Below are 18789 nucleotides of genomic sequence, written 5' to 3' on the forward strand. Positions count from 1 at the left end.
GTGATGAGCAAAGATGGACACCAAAGTAATAGGCATGAGAATAAAGGGAGAAGGATCATACAAAGAGATCCTCACAGATGAAGCACTGGGATTTCTTGAACAGCTGGAAAGGCGGTTCGGTCAGAGGAGGAAGGAACTGCTTGAAGCAAGGTTGAATCGTCAAAAACGGTTTGATGAAGGGGAATCACCGGGTTTCTTGGACGAGACGGAGCATATCCGCAAGCTTGCCTGGACAGTGGATGAACTGCCGGAAGCTTTAAAAGATCGCCGGGTGGAAATCACCGGTCCGGTCGATCGCAAGATGATGATCAATGCGTTGAACTCCGGGGCGAATTGCTTCATGGCCTGCCTGGAGGATGCGACATCTCCGACGTGGCAGAATGTCATGGAAGGGCAAGTCAATCTTCGGGATGCGGTAAACGGTTCGATCCACTACAGTCAGCCCGGTGGGAAAGAATACCGCCTCAACGGGGAAGGGGCCGTTCTCATCGTCAGACCGAGGGGGATGCACCTGGAAGAGAAGCATATTGAGCTGGACGGTGAACCGCTCTCCGCAGGACTGGTTGATTTTGGTTTGCACCTCTTCCACAGTGGTCGGAAGCTTGCCGGGACCGGGAGGGGACCATTCTTCTACCTTCCCAAACTTGAAAGTCACCAGGAGGCCCGCTTCTGGAATGATGTGTTCGTCTATTCCCAGAAGGCGGTCGGACTGCCGAGGGGGACGATCAAGGCAACCGTGCTGATCGAAACCATCACCGCTGCGTTTGAAATGGATGAAATCCTTTATGAACTGAAAGAGCACTCGGCTGGCCTCAATTGTGGGCGTTGGGATTATATCTTCAGCTATATCAAAAAATTCCGCACGAGGGGAGTCCTACCCGACCGCTCCACCGTCACCATGACGGCGCCGTTCATGCGGGCCTACTCCCTGCTGACGATCAAGACCTGTCACCGGAGGGGGGCACCGGCGATAGGAGGAATGGCGGCGCAGATTCCCATTAAAGGCGATCCCGAAAAGAACGAGGAAGCTTTCCGGAAAGTACGGCAGGATAAGGAGCGGGAAGCGAGGGATGGACATGACGGTACCTGGGTTGCGCATCCCGGACTGGTACAGGTCGCGAAAGATGTGTTCGACGGGGAGATGCCAGGGGATAATCAGATCGGGGATAAACGGCTGACGGGTCTGCAGATCACAGCGGAGGACCTTCTCAAGCTTCCAGAGGGAACAATCACGGAAGCCGGGGTGCGTCTTAATATCAACGTGGGGATCCGCTATGTGGCTGCCTGGCTGAAAGGGCAGGGGGCTGTACCGATCAACCACCTGATGGAGGATGCAGCAACCGCCGAGATCTCCCGCGCGCAGCTTTGGCAGTGGATCAGGCATCGGGAAGGGGTCCTGGCAGACGGACGGAAGCTGACGATGGAACTCTATGAAGCCATCAAGCAGGAAGAGCTTACGAGAATCAAAGACGAATTCGGCACCGCGTATGAGGAGAAGCGCTTCCCGGAAGCGGTGGAACTGTTCGATGAATTGATCCGGAATGATAGGTTCGAAGAATTTTTGACGCTGAAAGGCTATGAGATTCTCTAAGGAAAACGGGAAGAACGAAATTCATATAACCATCCTAAGGGATGAAACAAAAAAGGAGTGTTGAAAATGACGAAATCGATGAATGAGCGCGTAATGGAGCTTCAAGAAGGATGGGAAAGAGACGAGAGGTGGAAAGGGGTCACCAGGCCCTACTCGGCTCAAGATGTGATCCGGTTAAAGGGGAGTATGGATATCGAGCATACGATCGCGAAGAAAGGGTCGGAGAAGCTTTGGAGGCTTCTTCACGAGGAATCCTATGTCCATGCCCTCGGGGCGCTGACGGGCAATCAGGCTGTCCAGCAGGTGAGGGCGGGCCTTAAAGCCATTTATCTGAGCGGCTGGCAAGTGGCTGCGGATGCGAATCTATCAGGTCAGATGTATCCGGATCAAAGCCTCTATCCCGCCAATTCCGTTCCGTCCGTGGTCAAGCGGATCAACCAGGCACTGCAGCGCGCCGATCAGATCCACTACGTGGAGGGAGATGAATCCATCGACTGGTTCGTCCCGATCGTAGCGGATGCCGAAGCCGGGTTCGGGGGACAGCTGAACGTATTCGAACTGATGAAGGGCATGATCGAGTCAGGGGCATCTGCCGTTCACTTCGAGGATCAGCTGTCTTCTGAGAAGAAATGTGGCCATCTTGGCGGGAAGGTCCTTCTCCCGACCCAGACGTCTGTGAAGAATCTGATTTCCGCCAGGCTCGCAGCCGATGTATCAGGTGTGCCGACCATCATCATTGCGCGGACGGATGCCAACGCAGCCGACTTGATCACAAGTGATGTCGATCCGTATGATGCGCCGTTCATCACGGGTGAAAGGACGCCTGAAGGGTTCTTCAGGACCCGTTCGGGACTGGACCAGGCCATCAGCAGGGGACTCGCGTATGCCCCATTTGCCGATCTGATCTGGTGTGAAACGTCCGAACCGAATCTGGAAGAAGCGAGACGGTTTGCAGAAGCCATCCACGAGCAATATCCAGGAAAACTCCTTGCCTATAATTGTTCCCCGTCCTTCAACTGGAAGAAGAAGCTTGACGATGAAACCATCGCCAAGTTCCAGAGGGAGCTCGGAGCCATGGGCTACAAATTCCAGTTTGTGACCCTAGCCGGCTTCCATGCCCTGAATCACAGCATGTTCGAGCTTGCCAGGGGATATAGGGACCGCGGGATGGCCGCCTACTCTGAACTCCAGGAAGCGGAATTCGGAAGCGAGGTACACGGGTACTCAGCCACAAGGCATCAAAGGGAAGTCGGGACCGGCTACTTCGACGAAGTGTCCATGGTCATTACAGGCGGGAATTCTTCCACCACCGCTCTCAAAGGTTCCACGGAAGCAGCACAATTCTGATTCGACGGGGATCCGTCCGCATACAGCGGACGGATTTTTTATGCATTGAGATGAATGATTATTCCTTCCTGTCAAGTGAGGACGTATTGGGCCTATTGCAAGGAACGGTCCATCGTCACCTATATTCAGGGAAAAAACGGGGACCAATTACCAAAATATTTAAATAAAATAATTATTTATAAATATACTATTGATTTTATTAATATACATACCTATAATTATACCTAATTTAAAAAATATGTGAGTGGTGAATGCAATGAAAGTTGGTATTGTGGGGAGCACGGGATATGGGGGCGTCGAATTGTACCGGCTGCTGTCCAATCACCCGGAGGTCAGGGAATGTGTCCTGTACTCGTCCTCCCTCGATGGAACACCTTATACGGAACAATATCCCCATCTGTACGGGATCAGTGAACAACGTGTCCATCCGATCGATGAAGAACAAATGAAGGGACTCGATGTGGTCTTCCTAGCGACGCCGTCAGGGATTTCGAAGAAGATGACACCAGGCTTGCTCGGTGGTCAGGCGAAGGTGATCGACCTTTCAGGAGATTTGCGCCTGAAAGAACGTGGAGCCTATGAAACCTGGTATCACGGTGAAGCAGCACCCGCCGACACCCTGGAAAGGGCTGTATACGGCCTTGCTGAGTGCAACGGACGCGCGATCAGGGATGCCGAGTTGATTGCCAACCCCGGCTGTTTCCCGACGGCCGTCCTACTAGGTTTGTATCCGCTGGCTGCTGCCGGTAGGATCAAGCCGGGCAGTGTCATCATCGACGCCAAGACGGGTCTCTCCGGAGCAGGGCGCAAAGCCTCTCTTGCAGGTCATTTCGCGGAAACACAGGAAAACTTCCGTATCTATAAAGTACATGAGCACCAGCATACACCGGAAATCGAACAGCAGCTTCACGAATGGGCTCTCGATGCGGGTCCGATCACGTTTTCCACCCATCTCGTGCCCATGACCAGGGGCATCATGGCGACGATCTATGTGGAACTGAAGGATCCTTCTTCCACTGAAGAGCTTCTTGCTTCCTACCGTGAAGAGTACGGTGACCATCCCTTTGTCCGGGTACGACCCAAAGGAGGGTTCCCAGGGACAAAAGAGGTATTCGGGACCAACTATTGCGATATCGGCTTGTCCATGGACGAACGGACGGGCCGCGTCACGATTGTTTCCGTCATCGACAACCTGATGAAAGGTGCAGCCGGTCAGGCGGTCCAGAATATGAATATGATGTTCGGCTGGCACGAAACGACTGGGCTTCATCACTATCCAATTTATCCTTAAGAGGAGGAGAAACCATGAAAGTCAAAGAGAAAGAGGAGATTGTGAAGGTACAGGGAGGAACGATCCTTTCTCCCAAAGGCTATCAGGCCGGGGGACTTCATATCGGACTCCGTTATGCCAAAAAAGATTTCGGGGTCATTTACAGCGAAGTGCCGGCGAACTGCGGGGCGGTCTATACCCAGAGCCACTTCCAGGCTCCTCCTCTCAAAGTCACCCAGGAAAGCATCGGGAAAAAAGGGCTTCTGCAAGCCATTGTCGTCAACAGTGCAATCGCCAATGCCTGCACCGGCGAGCAGGGTTTGAAAGATGCCTATCAGACAAGGGAGTGGATGGCGGAGCGATTGCAGCTTCCTGAAGAATACATCGCTGTCGCCTCCACCGGGGTGATCGGGGAATGGCTTCAGATGGATAAGATGGAGCGGGGGTGCAAGGAGGTCGAGCTGTCGGATTCACAAGAAGGGGCCGCTGCATTCCAGCAAGCGATCCTCACCACGGATACCATTGAAAAGACGGCATGCTACAGGGTGAAGGTGGGCGAAGAGACCATTACCATCGGGGGCTCTGCAAAAGGGTCCGGTATGATTCATCCGAACATGGCAACGATGCTCGGATTCGTCACAACGGACGCTTCCATCTCGTCTGCTGCCCTCCAAGCGGCCCTGAAGACATCCATCGACGGATCGTTCAATCAGATCACCGTAGACGGGGAAACGTCGACGAATGATATGGTGGTCGTGATGGCCAATGGACTGGCCGGGAATGAAGAGCTTCACGACCAGCACCCTGATTGGTCCTCTTTCCAGGAGGCACTGACCCTTGTGTGTGAAGCCCTCGCCAAACAGATCGCACGCGATGGCGAGGGTGCCACGAAGCTGATCGAAGTGACAGTCAAAGGGGCCCACACCGACGGGGAAGCCAATGTTGTAGCCAAAAAGGTCGTCGGTTCCAGCCTGGTGAAGACGGCACTGTTTGGAGGGGACCCGAATTGGGGGCGAATCGTGGGAGCCATGGGGCACAGTGACATCAAGATTCAGCCTGAGCTTTGCGATATCTTCATCGGGGAGACGCTCGTATTCACCTCGGGTACTCCCCAGGCTTTCGATGAAGCACTGGTGAGCGGGTATATGGAGAACGAAAAAGTGTGCATCTCCATCATCCTTCAGGAAGGAAGCGGAGAAGGTAAGGCTTGGGGGTGTGACCTGACCTATGACTACGTCAAGATCAATGCAAGCTACCGCACGTAAGGAAACAGTCGTCGTCAAAGTAGGGGGGAGCATCATGTCTCAACTCCCGTCCTCCTTTATCGACAGCATCGCTTCCATGATCGAAGACTATCATGTAGTCATCGTCCACGGAGGCGGACCGGAAATCAACGGGATGCTCGACAAGCTCGGCATCCGCTCCACCTTCATCAACGGTCAGCGGAAGACGACAGATGAAGTGTTCGAGGTGGCGGAACAGGTGCTGAAAGGCAAAGTGAACAGCGACCTGACGCACCGCTTCAATCACGCAGGTGTAAAAGCCGTAGGCGTGTGCGGCTACGACAATTGCACCCTCCTTGCCGAGTTCCTGGATGAAGGAGTCCTCGGACGGGTGGGGAAAGTGGTGAAAGTGAATACTGATCTTCTTGAAGATCTCCTCTCCTCCGGATACGTTCCCGTTGTCACTCCACTGGCCGTCACATCCGGCGGTGTGAAAGTGAACGTCAATGCCGATCTCGGTGCTTCGGCGATTGCAGCGGGTCTCGGGGCAGAACGCCTATTATTAGTCACAGACGTCCCGGGCATCCTGAAGGACGGCGATCTTATACATGAAACCTCTGTAGAGCGCATCCGCTCCCTTGTGGAGGAAGGCACCATTTACGGCGGGATGATCCCGAAGGTCGAAGCGGCTGTCTCCACCCTTGGTTCGGGCATGAAGGAAGTCATGATTGTCGGAGGGAAAGGAAGCCTCTACGAAGAAGGGAAGATTGTCGGGACGAAAATCATACAAGCAGAAGGAGTCAATCGATTATGAGTCATTTATTCCCCACGTATAATCGCTGGGAACTTGAACTGGTTACAGGAAAAGGGACGGTCGTGAAGGACGGGGAAGGACGCTCGTATCTCGACTTCATATCAGGTATTGCCGTATGCAATCTCGGACACTCTCCGGAAGTGGTGAAAGAGGCTGTGAAGGAGCAGATGGAGAAGGTGTGGCATGTATCCAATCTGTTCCCCATCACCGCCCAGGAAGAGGTCGGCGGCCTTTTGACGGAAAACACGGATCTTGACGCCGTATTTTTCTGCAACAGCGGTGCCGAAGCGAATGAAGCAGCCATCAAGCTTGCCAAGAAGCACACGGGTAGAACGAAGATCGTGACGTTCAAACAATCCTTCCATGGCCGGACGTTCGCCACGATGAGCGCCACCGGTCAAGAGAAGGTGCACAGCGGCTTTGGTCCCCTGGTTCCTTCCTTTGATTATTTACCGTATAACGATGAATCGGCCCTTGAAGGCATCAAAGGGGACGAGATAGCCGCCATCATGGTGGAAATCATCCAGGGCGAGGGAGGCGTGATACCGGGTACCTCCGCTTTCCTGAAGGCAGTCGAGGCGAAGTGCACTGAATGGGGCGCCCTCCTTATCGTCGATGAAGTCCAGACAGGTATCGGACGTACGGGAAGACCATTCGCGTATCAGCATCATGATCTGAACCCTGACATCGTCACGGCTGCAAAAGGACTTGGCAGCGGTTTTCCTGTCGGCGCCATGATCGGGAAGGAGGCCCTCACGGCTTCATTCTCACCTGGAACACATGGCTCCACGTTCGGTGGGAATCCCCTTGCCATGGCAGCGGCCAAAGCAACGCTTGAGACAATCTTCGTCCCTTCTTTCTTACAGGAAGTAGAGGATAAGGGAGCTTACTTCATGAAGGAACTTAACGATAAGCTGTCCAATCATAACGTCTCCATCAGGGGGAACGGGCTCATGATCGGGATCGGGCTTGAGTCGGAAGCAGGAGGCATCATAACGGATCTCAGGGAGAACGGACTTCTGACCCTCCCGGCTGGTCCGAAGGTGATCCGCCTCTTACCGCCATTGACCGTCAGCATCGAGGAGATCGATCAAGCGGTGGCAAAAGTGGAAGAAGCACTCGGCAAGGCAACGGCCGTGGTGTAAAGAGGAAGAGCCTGATGACCGGCCGGATAGTCGGTCTTCAGGCAGACCGCCTTTGATTCTCGTTCTTTTTTTGACTAAAAATGTATAAAAATACTTAATTATTAATATTAATTCATACATCGAGGAGGAAATCCCATGCCGGGTTATCTATGTTTGGAAAATGGCCTCACCTTTCAGGGGGAGGTTCACATGAGCGGGGAGGGTCCCGCATTGGGAGAAATCGTATTCTTCACTGGAATGACGGGCTATCAAGAAGTATTGACAGATCCGTCGTATAAAGATCAGATTGTCGTCTTTACGTATCCCCTGATCGGACAGTACGGGATCAACGATGATGATTCCGAAAGCATGAAGCCCCAGGTGAAGGGCGTGATCATGTTTCAAGCACCTGATGTGTATTCCCATTATCACGCCAACTCTTCTTTGAAGGATTACCTCGTGAAATGGGGAATCCCTCATATGACGGGGGTCGATACCCGTCAGGTTGTCAAATCGATCCGACAGGGAGGCAGTCAGAATGCCTGCATATCCCACACATCCGTCATCCCATCTAAAGAGCATTTGACCGGTCAGATCGGGCGGGTGGCCGCTCAGTCCCTGCAGCGCCAGGGGAGTGGAGTTCCCCATATTGCCGTCATCGACTTCGGCGTCAAGAAGTCCATCGTGAACAGTCTGCTCAAATTGGGCTGTTCTGTAACGGTCGTCCCTTTCCATCAGCTCGATCAGCTTGATCAGCTTGAGTACGACGGAATGGTCCTCTCCAACGGACCCGGTGATCCAAAGGAAATGACGGATCTTCTGCCCGTTCTGAAGGAGAAGATTCTTGAGGTGCCGACCCTTGGTATCTGTCTCGGTCACCAGCTCATCGCCCTTGCCCTCGGCGGGAATACCGAGAAGCTGTTGTTTGGTCATCGCGGGGCGAATCATCCCGTGATCGACGGAGAGACGGGGAAAGTATTCATTACTTCCCAGAATCATAACTATGTTGTCGAGCCGTCGAGCCTTGTCGGCACGGAGCTTTATCCGCGCTTCCGGAATGTGAATGACGGTTCCCTTGAGGGACTTCAACATAGGACGAAACCAATCGTGAGCGTCCAGTTCCATCCGGAAGCCCGTCCAGGCCCGGAAGATGCATCGTGGATATTCGAACAGTTCCATCAATCCATTACAAAGTCAGGGAGAGAGAAAATCTATGCCTAAAGAGCCAACACTAAACAAGATCCTCATCATCGGTTCAGGCCCCATCATCATTGGTCAAGCGGCGGAATTTGATTATTCCGGGACGCAGGGGTGCCTGGCCCTTAAAGAAGAAGGCTATGAAGTCGTCCTTGTGAACCATAACCCTGCAACGATCATGACGGATACCACGTATGCGGATAAGGTGTATTGTGAGCCGCTCACGGTCCCGTCTCTTACGAAGATCATCGAGATTGAGAAGCCTGACGGGATCCTTGCAAACCTTGGTGGCCAGACGGCATTAAATTTGGCCGTTCAGCTTCATGAACAAGGCATCCTTGAAGGACAGGGCGTGAAGCTGCTTGGTACATCGGTTCCTTCCATCCAAAAAGGGGAGGACCGCGAAAAATTCCGTGATCTGATGAATGAACTGGCGCATCCCGTTGCGGAAAGTGCCATAGTCGAAGATCTGGAAGGGGCTCTTGCCTTCGCGGAGAGCGTTTCTTATCCGGTCATTGTACGCCCTGCGTATACACTGGGGGGACGCGGAGGCGGTATCGCGGCGACCGAGGAAGAGTACCGAAAGCTTGTAGGAACGGGATTGAAGGCAAGCCCGATCCATCAGCTCCTCGTGGAGAAGAGTATTGCGGGCTTCAAGGAAATCGAGTATGAGGTCATGAGAGATTCGAAAGGAAACTGTATATCGGTGTGCAATATGGAGAACTTCGATCCAGTAGGCGTCCATACGGGGGATTCCATCGTGGTGGCCCCGTCGCAGACCTTGACCGATCAGGAATTCCATATGCTGAGGACGGCAGCCCTCGATATCGTCGATGCCCTCGAAGTGATCGGTGGATGCAATATACAGTTTGCTTTAGACCCTTACAGCAGCCAATACTACGTAATCGAAGTGAACCCGCGGGTAAGCAGGTCTTCGGCCCTCGCATCTAAAGCGACGGGGTACCCGATTGCGAAGATTGCCGTGAAGCTTGCCATCGGCTATACGCTCAATGAAATCATCAACCCCCTGACCCAAACGACATTCGCAAGTTTCGAACCGGCCCTCGACTATGTAGTGGTGAAGTTCCCGAGGTGGCCGTTCGATAAATTCCCGGAAGCAAACCGTGTCCTTGGGACGAAGATGAAGGCAACGGGAGAAGTGATGGCCATCGAACGTTCCATGGAGGCAGCCTTCCATAAAGCGGTGCAATCCTTGGATATTTCTTCTCAGGGGCTTGAATTCAATGGAGAGGCGACGGACGGAGAGCTGCTCCAGAGGATCGGCGTGGCGACGGATTTACGTTTCTTTGAACTCCTTGAGCTGATGAGAAGAGGGTATTCCGTGTCGGAGCTACATGAGAAGACGGAGATCGATTCCCTTTTCCTTGGTGTACTTCAGCATCTGGTGGAAACCGAAAGCAGCCTGAAGACCGGCAGCCTGGACGAACATCTTTATAAGCAGGCCAAGAAGCAGCGGTTCGAGGATGATAAAATCCTGGCACTTTCGGGGAAAAGTCCCGAATGGATTGCCCCATGGAAGCAGGACCTCAAACCGGTCTTCAAAATGGTGGATACGTGTGCCGGCGAATTCGAAGCGGTCACGAACTACGTGTATTCGACCTACTATGGTGTAAATGAAATTGAACCTCTGGAAGGGGACAAAAAGGTGTTGATCATCGGAGCCGGACCGATCAGGATCGGCCAGGGCGTCGAATTTGATTACAGTGCGGTCAAGGCTATACAGCGCCTGAAGGAACACGGATATACAACCATCACAGTCAATAACAATCCGGAAACGGTGAGTACGGACTATGAAACAGCGGACCGCCTATACTTTGAGCCGATCACGAAGGAATCGATCCTGGCCATCATTGCCCACGAGTCCATCGAAGCCGTACTGGTGCAGTTCGGTGGCCAGACCGCATTGAATCTGGCACAGGATCTTGAAGAACATGGAGTGAAGCTTCTCGGCACATCGTTCGATACCATCGATCATCTTGAGGACCGCGAACGTTTCTACGAGCTTCTTGACCGACTGGACATCCCCCATGTGAACGGTGATATCTGCCACAGCCGAAGCGAGGCCATCCAAGTGGCTAAAACCCTCACGTACCCGCTCCTGTGCCGACCTTCTTACGTGATAGGCGGAAAAGGGATGGTCAAGGTGGAGACACCTGGGGAACTGAAAGAACTGTTGGAAGAAGCGGAAACCTCCTACTTCCCGATCCTGATCGATGAGTTCAAAGCAGGTGGAGAAGTGGAAGTAGACCTGGTAGCGGACGGAAAAAAATCCTATATACCGGGCGTCATGGAGCATATCGAGCGGGCAGGGGTTCATTCCGGCGATAGTATGTCCATCTTCCCTTCAGAATCGGTCCCAGAGCACATCGTGGCCAGGATCGGCGAATATGCCGACAGTCTCATCTCGTCCCTCGGTTATAAAGGGCTCATGAATATCCAGTTCCTTCTCAAGGGTGACGAACTCCTCATGCTCGAGGTGAACCCGAGGGCGAGCCGGACGATCCCGATTGTAAGCAAGATCATCGGCTATCCACTCGTCGATCTGGCAATCGACCTCCTGGCTGAATCATCAGCGGAGCTGAGTGCATTCGATGTTCCAGCTCCTCAGGATGTCAATCTCAAAGGAGTGAAATATCCAGTCTTCTCTTCACATGCCCTGCCGGAATTGGATCAGACCCTCGGAGCCAATATGAAGTCCACCGGAGAAGGTCTTTGCATCGGGGGGACGGTGGAGGAAGCCCTGCATAAAGTGTTCGTTACCCTCCATGATGACATGGAGGCAGGTGGGACGATCTTTGTGGATGCCAAGGACAGTGAGCTTGTGAAGCATGGGACCTCGGGAACCGCAGAATTCAAAAGCTGGGTGAAGTCCGACGGGGCTTCCCTTTACTATAACGACGAACAGACCGGAGAAGGTAAGGAGAAAAGGATCGAAGCCTTGGAGGCCGGGATCACCGTGATCACGGAGCCAGCTACACTCCTCGCGTTCATCAGGAGTCAAGGGGCAGGCGGGGCACCGATCCATTTGACCGAATACAAAACCAAGCAGGGAGTGAGCGGATTATGAAATCAAGTACAGCCTTAAAAAGTGTGGGGAATGCGTTCAAGGGGCGTGATGTGGTAACCTGGCTGGATTACTCGACGGATGAAATCCTGGAACTGCTGGATCTTGCCCAAAGCCTGAAGAAACAGCCCCATTCCAAGAAGCTCGAAGGAAAGACCCTCGCCATGATCTTTGAAAAATCGTCTACCCGTACAAGGGTTTCGTTCGAAGCAGGCATGCTCCAAATGGGCGGGCACGCCATTTACTTGAATTCGAAAGATATCCAGCTGGGAAGGGGAGAGACCATCGCCGATACGGCAAAGGTGCTATCATCCTATGTAGATGGAATCATGATCAGGACTTTCCATACCGAAACGGTCACGGAGCTTGCAAAGCATGCTTCCGTTCCCGTTATCAATGGGCTGTGTGATACCTATCATCCTTGTCAGGCCCTTGCAGATGTCCTGACGATCCTGGAGCTGAAAGGAAGCTTTAAAGGGGTAAAGGCTGTTTTCATCGGGGATGGCAACAATGTCGCCCACTCGTTCATGATCATTGCGGCAAAGCTCGGCATGGACGTCGTCGTCTCCTGTCCGGAAGGGTATGAGCCTGTGAAGGAGATTGAAGAACAGACGTTACAGCTGGCCAAGCTCAATGGTGGGAGCTACACGCTGCATTATGACCCTGTGGAGGCCGTAGCAGGCGCTGACATCGTCTATACGGATGTATGGGCGAGCATGGGGCAGGAAGAGGAGGCGGAAACCCGCATGAAGGCATTTACACCGTATCAAGTGAATGCCGGTCTTATGAGCCATGCAGCAGCCGATGCAAGCTTCCTTCATTGCCTGCCGGCCCATCGTGAGGAAGAGGTCACCGCGGAGGTCATCGATGGACCGCAATCGGCGGTTTTCCAGCAAGCTGAAAACCGCCTCCACGTCCAGAAGGCCATCCTCCAATCAGTCCTATAACGGTGCGGGTTGAAGCGACTTTCAAAAAGTGTAAAAAACGTATTGAAAAACAGTACTTTATCGGATAAAATGAATCGTCGTGATAGGAAAAGGTTCGCTCCCTAAAAGGTAGCGGGCCTTTTCCTTTGAACAAAAAGGAAGCAATCAAGGATTATCAAACATACACATGGGAACATAGAGTGTAGGAGAGCCTATGATTGATTACGTTTGGAGGTGCCTGGTTTTGAGTAAACCGACAATGGATGATTATTTAGAAAATGGAATATATGGGCAGAAGCAGACGAAGCCCGATGAAAGAAGGAAGTTTTTAGGGTCGCTGCGCGAGCGTGTTGTCGTGGCTCTTACGCAGAGTCAGGTAAGGGAGAAGGGCGTCTATAAGGAAGTGCAGGAAGCCCTTAAGGAGAACCCTGATGCCAGGCTCCTTCTGAACGGTTCAATGAGCTATACCTTCCTCTCAAAATACATCAAACTTGCCGATACATTCAACATCTCTTTCTCCATGGTGACGAATATGGAGACCGAGACGGATGTTGGGCTTGTATTGGCCTACAACGAAGCCATCGACAAAGAAGAGATATTTGTACAGGAAAAGTCATTGAAGAAGAAGGAAGACGTCAAAAAGAAGAAGAGCATCTTCTCTTCGATCAAGAAGATGCTCTTCTAGAGTTGTCCGTTTCCTTGAAATAGGGAAGCTTGAATATCGCCTTCAGCGCTGGCGGCATGAGGAACAGGATGAACAGGATCCTGAACAGATGGTACCCGGTGATGATGGATAGATCGGCTCCGACTGCGTGACCCAGCAGTGCCATCTCTGCCATGCCCCCCGGTGATAGGCTGATGAATGCCGTCATGAAGGAGATATGATGCCAACTGCTGAGCAGGAAGCTGAGCCCGATAGAAAAGGCGAGCAGGCCGATTGATGTGACGACCGACCAAAGGATGAAGGCCGTCAGCTGCCTTGAAGGGGAGATATCCAGCATGAAGCTGAAATAGATCCCTAGGGAAAGCTGGGCCAGGATGATGAACACCCCAGGCATATCCGGCACTCCTGCCCCTCCGATCATGCATCCTCCGATCACTAGGATCGGGCCAAGGAGAAAGGGAGTAGGAAAGCGGATCTTCTTCGCCAGCAGCCCCGTGATGACAGCTACTGCGAAAAAGAGCAGCAGTCCCCAACGGAACGACGCCGGATCTGTCGGCGGGACCCCAGACGTATTCGCCGCTTCGCCTCCGAGCAAGGGGCTGAACACGAGGAAGGGGACGATACATACGACACTGAGGACCCGGACAACCTGAAGGATCGTCACCACCGTAAGGTTCACATTTTTCATTTCCTCCCCGAGGACCACCATTTGGGACAATCCTCCCGGCACACTCCCCGTGATGGTGGAGGCCAGGTTGATGCCCGTCGCCTTGGTGATGATGAAAGCAAGCCCCATGCTGAACACGATGATGAAGATGGTCATCAACAACATGGTGGGAAGCTGAGTGAAGATCTCCACCACGGTCCGTTTACTGAAAGAGTGACCGATGGAATATCCGACGATGACGAGGGCCAGATTCCTCAGCATGGGAGGCCATTTTAGGTCGATCTTCCCCCATTTCTTCGCGATGAACATGGAAACCATCGCCCCGAGCATCCACGATAACGGAACATGGAGAAGAGTGAATATGCCTCCGCCAATGAAGCCTACGATCAATGATGCAAGTATTCTCATAAAGCAGGATCCTTTCTAGATTAATCCTCCGGTTGAAGGGAAGACAGGAAGCGCTTGGGGTCCAAGTCCGAACCTTCCGCGACGATGGCGGTCATGCCCGTTTCAGTTCCTGATTCATGTTCTTCACCTTCGCTCCAATACACAGCCATTCCTGCCTTTACAGGACGCTTTTCCCCATCCTTCACCCGTACCCATCCATTGCCGGACGTGATCATAAGCACTTGGTCGCACATGGCAGGATGCATTCCGAGGACGCTCTTTGCCTCAAGATAAAAATAGCCGATCTGGAATGGTGAATCAGGCTTCAAAAGGGGATGGATCGTCACCCCGCTGCTGTTGAACCGGGTTATGGTTTTACCGGATTCTTTAGTGAACTCATATATTTTCATAGCATACACCTCCTCCACTATTTCGTCCAATCGCCGAGTGATTCCTCTTTTATTCGACAGGATGGAATCGTTGAGGTTTTTTTGTAACCGAGGAAATGCTTGGGGAAACAGCTGTCTAAGCGTTATCAAACCTAGACTTGTAGTTGCTTTCACAAAGTGAACTTTGGTATTATCAATAGTATTGCAAGTGTTCGAAATTACCCGGAGGTGAACAGAATGTCCAGAATTTCCGAAGAGCAGGTGAAGCACGTTGCCCACCTGGCACGACTGGCCATCACAGAAGATGAAGTAAAACGATTCACAGGTCAACTTGACGCCATCATCGGCTTCGCTGAACAGTTGAACGAGCTGGATACGTCCAGTGTCGAAGCGACAAGCCATGTACTGGATATGAAGAATGTCATGCGCGAGGACAAGCCGGGCACCGGTCTGCCACGCGAAGACGTATTGAAGAATGCACCGGATCACAAAGACGGACAGGTACGCGTACCATCGATCTTGGATTAAGGAGGGATACACATGTCATTATTCGACCATAAATTATCAGAACTGCACGAACTTCTTCATAAGAAGGAAGTTTCGGTAACGGATCTCGTAAGCGAATCCTACAAGCGTATCGGCGATGTAGAAGATAAAGTGAAGGCATTCCTCACATTGGATGAAGAGAATGCCCGGAATAAAGCAAAAGCCCTGGATGAGAAGATCGGCACAGATGAAAGCAAAGGCCTTCTATTCGGTATGCCGATCGGGATCAAGGATAATATCGTCACGAAAGGCCTTCGTACGACATCCGGAAGTAAGATCCTTGAGAACTTCGATCCAATCTATGATGCAACGGTCATGACTAAATTACATACAGCCGAAACCATCACAATCGGGAAACTGAATATGGATGAGTTCGCCATGGGTTCTTCCACTGAAAACTCCGGCTACCAAAAGACAAGCAACCCTTGGAATCTTGACACGGTACCAGGTGGTTCTTCAGGTGGATCCGCTGCGTCAGTTGCTGCAGGTGAAGTGCCATTCTCCCTTGGTTCCGACACAGGTGGATCGATCCGCCAGCCGGCCGCTTTCACAGGTACAGTAGGGTTGAAACCGACTTATGGCCGCGTGTCCCGTTTCGGACTGATCGCGTTCGCTTCATCCCTTGACCAGATCGGACCGATCACAAGGAACGTAGAAGACAATGCGTATCTCCTTCAGGCGATTGCAGGCGTGGATGCCAATGACTCTACCTCTGCAAACGTGGAAGTACCAAATTATGCAGCTGCACTTACAGGAGATGTGAAAGGCCTTAAGATCGCCGTTCCGAAAGAATACCTCGGAGAAGGCGTTGGGGAAGAAGCGCGTCAGGCGGTCCTTGCTTCCTTGAAGGTTCTAGAAGGACTTGGTGCCACGTGGGAAGAAGTATCCCTTCCACATTCAAAATACGGTGTGGCAACCTACTATCTCCTTGCATCATCTGAAGCATCTGCTAACCTTGCCCGCTTCGACGGCGTGCGCTATGGCTACCGCTCACCGAATGCAGAGAATCTCCTAGACCTTTACAAGAAAACCCGTGCTGAAGGTTTCGGGGACGAAGTGAAGAGAAGGATCATGCTCGGAACATTCGCCCTCAGCTCCGGTTACTATGATGCATATTACAAAAAAGCACAGCAGGCGCGTACGTTGATCAAGAAGGATTTCGAAGATGTATTCGAGAAATTCGACGTCATCCTCGGGCCAACGACACCGACACCTGCATTCAAAATCGGTGAAAAGATTGACGATCCACTCACCATGTATGCCAACGATATCCTGACGATTCCCGTAAACCTTGCAGGAGTGCCAGGGATTTCTGTCCCATGCGGCTTCTCTTCAACAGGTCTTCCGCTCGGTCTTCAGATCATCGGAAAGCATTTCGACGAAAGCACTATTTATCGCGTTGCCCATGCATTCGAACAGGCAACGGACTTCCATAAAAAAAGACCACAACTGTAAGGGGGGAATAGAAGATGAACTTTGAAACGATAATCGGACTTGAAGTCCACGTAGAATTGAAGACGGACAGTAAAATGTTCTCTCCGGCTCCGAACCATTTCGGTGCCGATCCGAATACGAATACGAATGTCATCGACCTTGGCTACCCGGGTGTCCTTCCCGTGGTCAACAAGCGCGCGATCGAATTCGGCATGAAGGCCGCCATGGCCCTCAACTGTGAAATCGCAACTGATACGAAGTTCGACCGAAAGAACTACTTCTATCCTGATAATCCGAAAGCCTACCAGATCTCCCAGTTCGACAAGCCGATCGGTGAAAACGGCTGGATCGAAATCGAAGTTAACGGCGAGAAGAAGCGCATCGGTATTACCCGACTTCACCTTGAAGAAGATGCCGGTAAACTGACTCACTCAGGAGACGGCTATTCACTCGTCGACTACAACCGTCAGGGTACTCCCCTTATCGAGATCGTATCCGAGCCTGATATCCGTACACCGGAAGAGGCCTATGCCTATCTTGAAAAGCTGAAATCAATCATCCAATACACCGGTGTATCCGACTGTAAGATGGAAGAAGGATCCCTCCGCTGCGATGCGAACATCTCCCTCCGTCCGATCGGTCAGGAGAAATTCGGTACAAAAGCAGAGCTTAAGAACCTGAACTCATTCAACTTCGTCAAGAAGGGACTTGAGCATGAGGTTGTTCGCCAGGAGAAAGTTCTTCTTTCAGGCGGCATCATCGAGCAGGAGACGCGCCGATTCGATGAATCGACGGGTAAAACCCTTCTCATGCGTGTCAAGGAAGGATCAGACGACTATCGTTACTTCCCGGAACCGGATCTATTGAACCTTCATATCGATCAAGAGTGGATGGATCGCATCCGCGCTGAGATTCCTGAGCTTCCTGACGCACGTAAAAAGCGCTACGTGGAAGACATGGGACTGCCGGCATACGATGCCATGGTGTTGACGCTCACGAAGGAAATGTCCGACTTCTTCGAAGCGACTGTCGCCAAGGGTGCAGACTCGAAGCAGGCGTCCAACTGGCTCATGGGTGAAGTATCGGCTTACTTGAATGCCCAGCAAAAAGAGCTCAGCGATATCGCTTTGACACCTGAAGGTCTTGCGGGAATGATCAGCTTGATCGAGAAGGGGACAATTTCTTCCAAGATCGCGAAGAAAGTGTTCAAGGAGCTTGTGGAAAACGGTGGAGATCCAGAAGTGATCGTGAAGGAGAAGGGGCTTGTCCAAATTTCGGATGAGGGAGCCCTCCTCAAGATCGTGACGGAAACGCTGGATGCGAATCCACAGTCCATCGAAGACTTCAAGAACGGTAAGGATCGTGCGATTGGATTCCTTGTCGGCCAGATCATGAAGGCGACTAAGGGTCAGGCGAATCCGCCGATGGTCAATAAGCTTCTCTTGCAGGAGATTAAGAAACGCTAAGCGATTCATATGCTATTAGATAAATCCGAACGACAGGCGATCCTCTTATTGGGGATGGTGGTCGTTCGGATTTTTTATTGTGCTTTTCCTATTCTTAATAAGTAAGTGGTAGTATATGGACCGTTCCTTTTCGCTGCAGGCGCTTGCTTTCCGTGGGGAGGGCGTCGAGCCTCCTCGTGCCTGCGGGGTCTCGCCACTCCTCCTATTCCGCTGGAGTCAAGCGCCTTTCGCTTCAATGCACTCTTTGGTTCTGAATGTGGATTGGAAGATGACAGATTGCATCGGATCTTGCATTTCCTATTCTTAATAAGTAAGTGATAGTATATGGTCAGTTCCTTTTCGCTGCAGGCGCTTGCTTTCCGCGGGGAGGAGATCGAGCCTCCTCGTGCCTGCGGGGTCTCGCCACTCCTCCTATTCCGCTGGAGTCAAGCGCCTTCCGCTTCAATACACTCTTTGGTTCTGAATGTGGGATTGGAGGGGGGATTGCATCGGATCTTGCGGGTCGTTTTGAGGATAGAGCTTCCTTTTCCTATTCTTTATGAGTAAGTGGTAGAATATGGACCGTTCCTTTTCGGTGCAGGCGCTTGCTTTCCGTGGGGAGGAGATCGAGCCTCCTCGTGCCTGCGGGGTCTCGCTTCTCCTCCTATTCCGCCGGAGTC

At 52.2% G+C, this 18789-nt stretch carries 15 protein-coding genes; 13 read left to right on the top strand and 2 right to left on the bottom strand.

Annotation, left to right across the window (positions count from 1 at the left end):
• The first annotated feature begins 13 nt into the window (after positions 1-13).
• The 10 genes from aceB to ABJ225_RS20320 all read left to right on the top strand — a co-directional run bounded on the left by aceB (position 14) and on the right by ABJ225_RS20320 (position 13262).
• Positions 14-1591: a malate synthase A gene (gene aceB / locus ABJ225_RS20275; RefSeq protein ID WP_347321468.1), complete on the top strand. Its 1578-nt coding sequence runs from the start codon at positions 14-16 to the stop codon at positions 1589-1591.
• A gap of 66 nt (positions 1592-1657) precedes the next feature.
• Entirely contained in the window at positions 1658-2938 is a 1281-nt protein-coding gene (aceA, locus tag ABJ225_RS20280) for an isocitrate lyase (protein ID WP_238283496.1), read from the top strand.
• A 256-nt stretch (positions 2939-3194) separates the two neighbouring features.
• Positions 3195-4229, top strand: coding sequence for an N-acetyl-gamma-glutamyl-phosphate reductase (argC, locus tag ABJ225_RS20285; RefSeq protein WP_218247783.1), 1035 nt, complete (start codon positions 3195-3197; stop codon positions 4227-4229).
• Between the two features lie 14 nt (positions 4230-4243).
• Positions 4244-5473 carry a bifunctional ornithine acetyltransferase/N-acetylglutamate synthase gene (argJ, locus tag ABJ225_RS20290; protein WP_347321469.1) on the top strand — a complete coding sequence of 410 codons (1230 nt, stop codon included), beginning with the start codon at positions 4244-4246 and terminating at the stop codon, positions 5471-5473.
• Positions 5454-6245 carry an acetylglutamate kinase gene (gene argB / locus ABJ225_RS20295; protein ID WP_347321470.1) on the top strand — a complete coding sequence of 264 codons (792 nt, stop codon included), beginning with the start codon at positions 5454-5456 and terminating at the stop codon, positions 6243-6245. The genes argJ and argB overlap by 20 nt, the downstream gene beginning before the upstream one ends.
• Positions 6242-7390: an acetylornithine transaminase gene (locus ABJ225_RS20300; RefSeq protein ID WP_347321471.1), complete on the top strand. Its 1149-nt coding sequence runs from the start codon at positions 6242-6244 to the stop codon at positions 7388-7390. Before argB ends, ABJ225_RS20300 begins: the two co-directional genes overlap by 4 nt.
• Before the next feature lie 135 nt (positions 7391-7525).
• Positions 7526-8590: a carbamoyl phosphate synthase small subunit gene (locus tag ABJ225_RS20305; protein WP_347321472.1), complete on the top strand. Its 1065-nt coding sequence runs from the start codon at positions 7526-7528 to the stop codon at positions 8588-8590.
• Positions 8583-11654, top strand: a complete 3072-nt coding sequence (locus ABJ225_RS20310; RefSeq protein ID WP_218247787.1) for a carbamoyl phosphate synthase large subunit — start codon at positions 8583-8585, stop codon at positions 11652-11654. Before ABJ225_RS20305 ends, ABJ225_RS20310 begins: the two co-directional genes overlap by 8 nt.
• The gene (gene argF, locus ABJ225_RS20315; protein ID WP_056532554.1) at positions 11651-12598 is read left to right on the top strand and encodes an ornithine carbamoyltransferase; all 948 of its coding nucleotides are present in this window, start codon (positions 11651-11653) and stop codon (positions 12596-12598) included. Before ABJ225_RS20310 ends, argF begins: the two co-directional genes overlap by 4 nt.
• A 223-nt stretch (positions 12599-12821) precedes the next feature.
• Positions 12822-13262 (top strand): YueI family protein, encoded by a 441-nt coding sequence (locus ABJ225_RS20320; RefSeq protein WP_235576402.1) that lies wholly within the window; start codon positions 12822-12824, stop codon positions 13260-13262.
• Here the strand turns inward: ABJ225_RS20320 and ABJ225_RS20325 are convergent.
• Together ABJ225_RS20325 and ABJ225_RS20330 are read right to left on the bottom strand one after the other, a co-directional pair.
• Entirely contained in the window at positions 13243-14316 is a 1074-nt protein-coding gene (locus ABJ225_RS20325; protein ID WP_347321473.1) for an AbrB family transcriptional regulator, read from the bottom strand. The genes ABJ225_RS20320 and ABJ225_RS20325 overlap by 20 nt on opposite strands.
• A 20-nt stretch (positions 14317-14336) precedes the next feature.
• Positions 14337-14705, bottom strand: coding sequence for a cupin domain-containing protein (locus tag ABJ225_RS20330; protein ID WP_347321474.1), 369 nt, complete (start codon positions 14703-14705; stop codon positions 14337-14339).
• Between the two features lie 216 nt (positions 14706-14921).
• On the opposite strand from ABJ225_RS20330, the gene gatC reads away from it, so the two are divergent.
• The 3 genes from gatC to gatB are packed head-to-tail and all read left to right on the top strand — an operon-like array spanning position 14922 to position 18130.
• Positions 14922-15212, top strand: coding sequence for an Asp-tRNA(Asn)/Glu-tRNA(Gln) amidotransferase subunit GatC (gene gatC / locus ABJ225_RS20335; protein WP_053428889.1), 291 nt, complete (start codon positions 14922-14924; stop codon positions 15210-15212).
• A gap of 12 nt (positions 15213-15224) precedes the next feature.
• Positions 15225-16685 (top strand): Asp-tRNA(Asn)/Glu-tRNA(Gln) amidotransferase subunit GatA, encoded by a 1461-nt coding sequence (gatA, locus tag ABJ225_RS20340; protein WP_347321475.1) that lies wholly within the window; start codon positions 15225-15227, stop codon positions 16683-16685.
• A 14-nt stretch (positions 16686-16699) separates the two neighbouring features.
• Positions 16700-18130, top strand: a complete 1431-nt coding sequence (gatB, locus tag ABJ225_RS20345; RefSeq protein ID WP_048007534.1) for an Asp-tRNA(Asn)/Glu-tRNA(Gln) amidotransferase subunit GatB — start codon at positions 16700-16702, stop codon at positions 18128-18130.
• The last annotated feature ends 659 nt before the right edge of the window (positions 18131-18789 follow it).

Source organism: Rossellomorea sp. RS05, from assembly GCF_039822645.1.
Taxonomy (GTDB): Bacteria; Bacillota; Bacilli; order Bacillales; family Bacillaceae_B; genus Rossellomorea; species Rossellomorea marisflavi_B.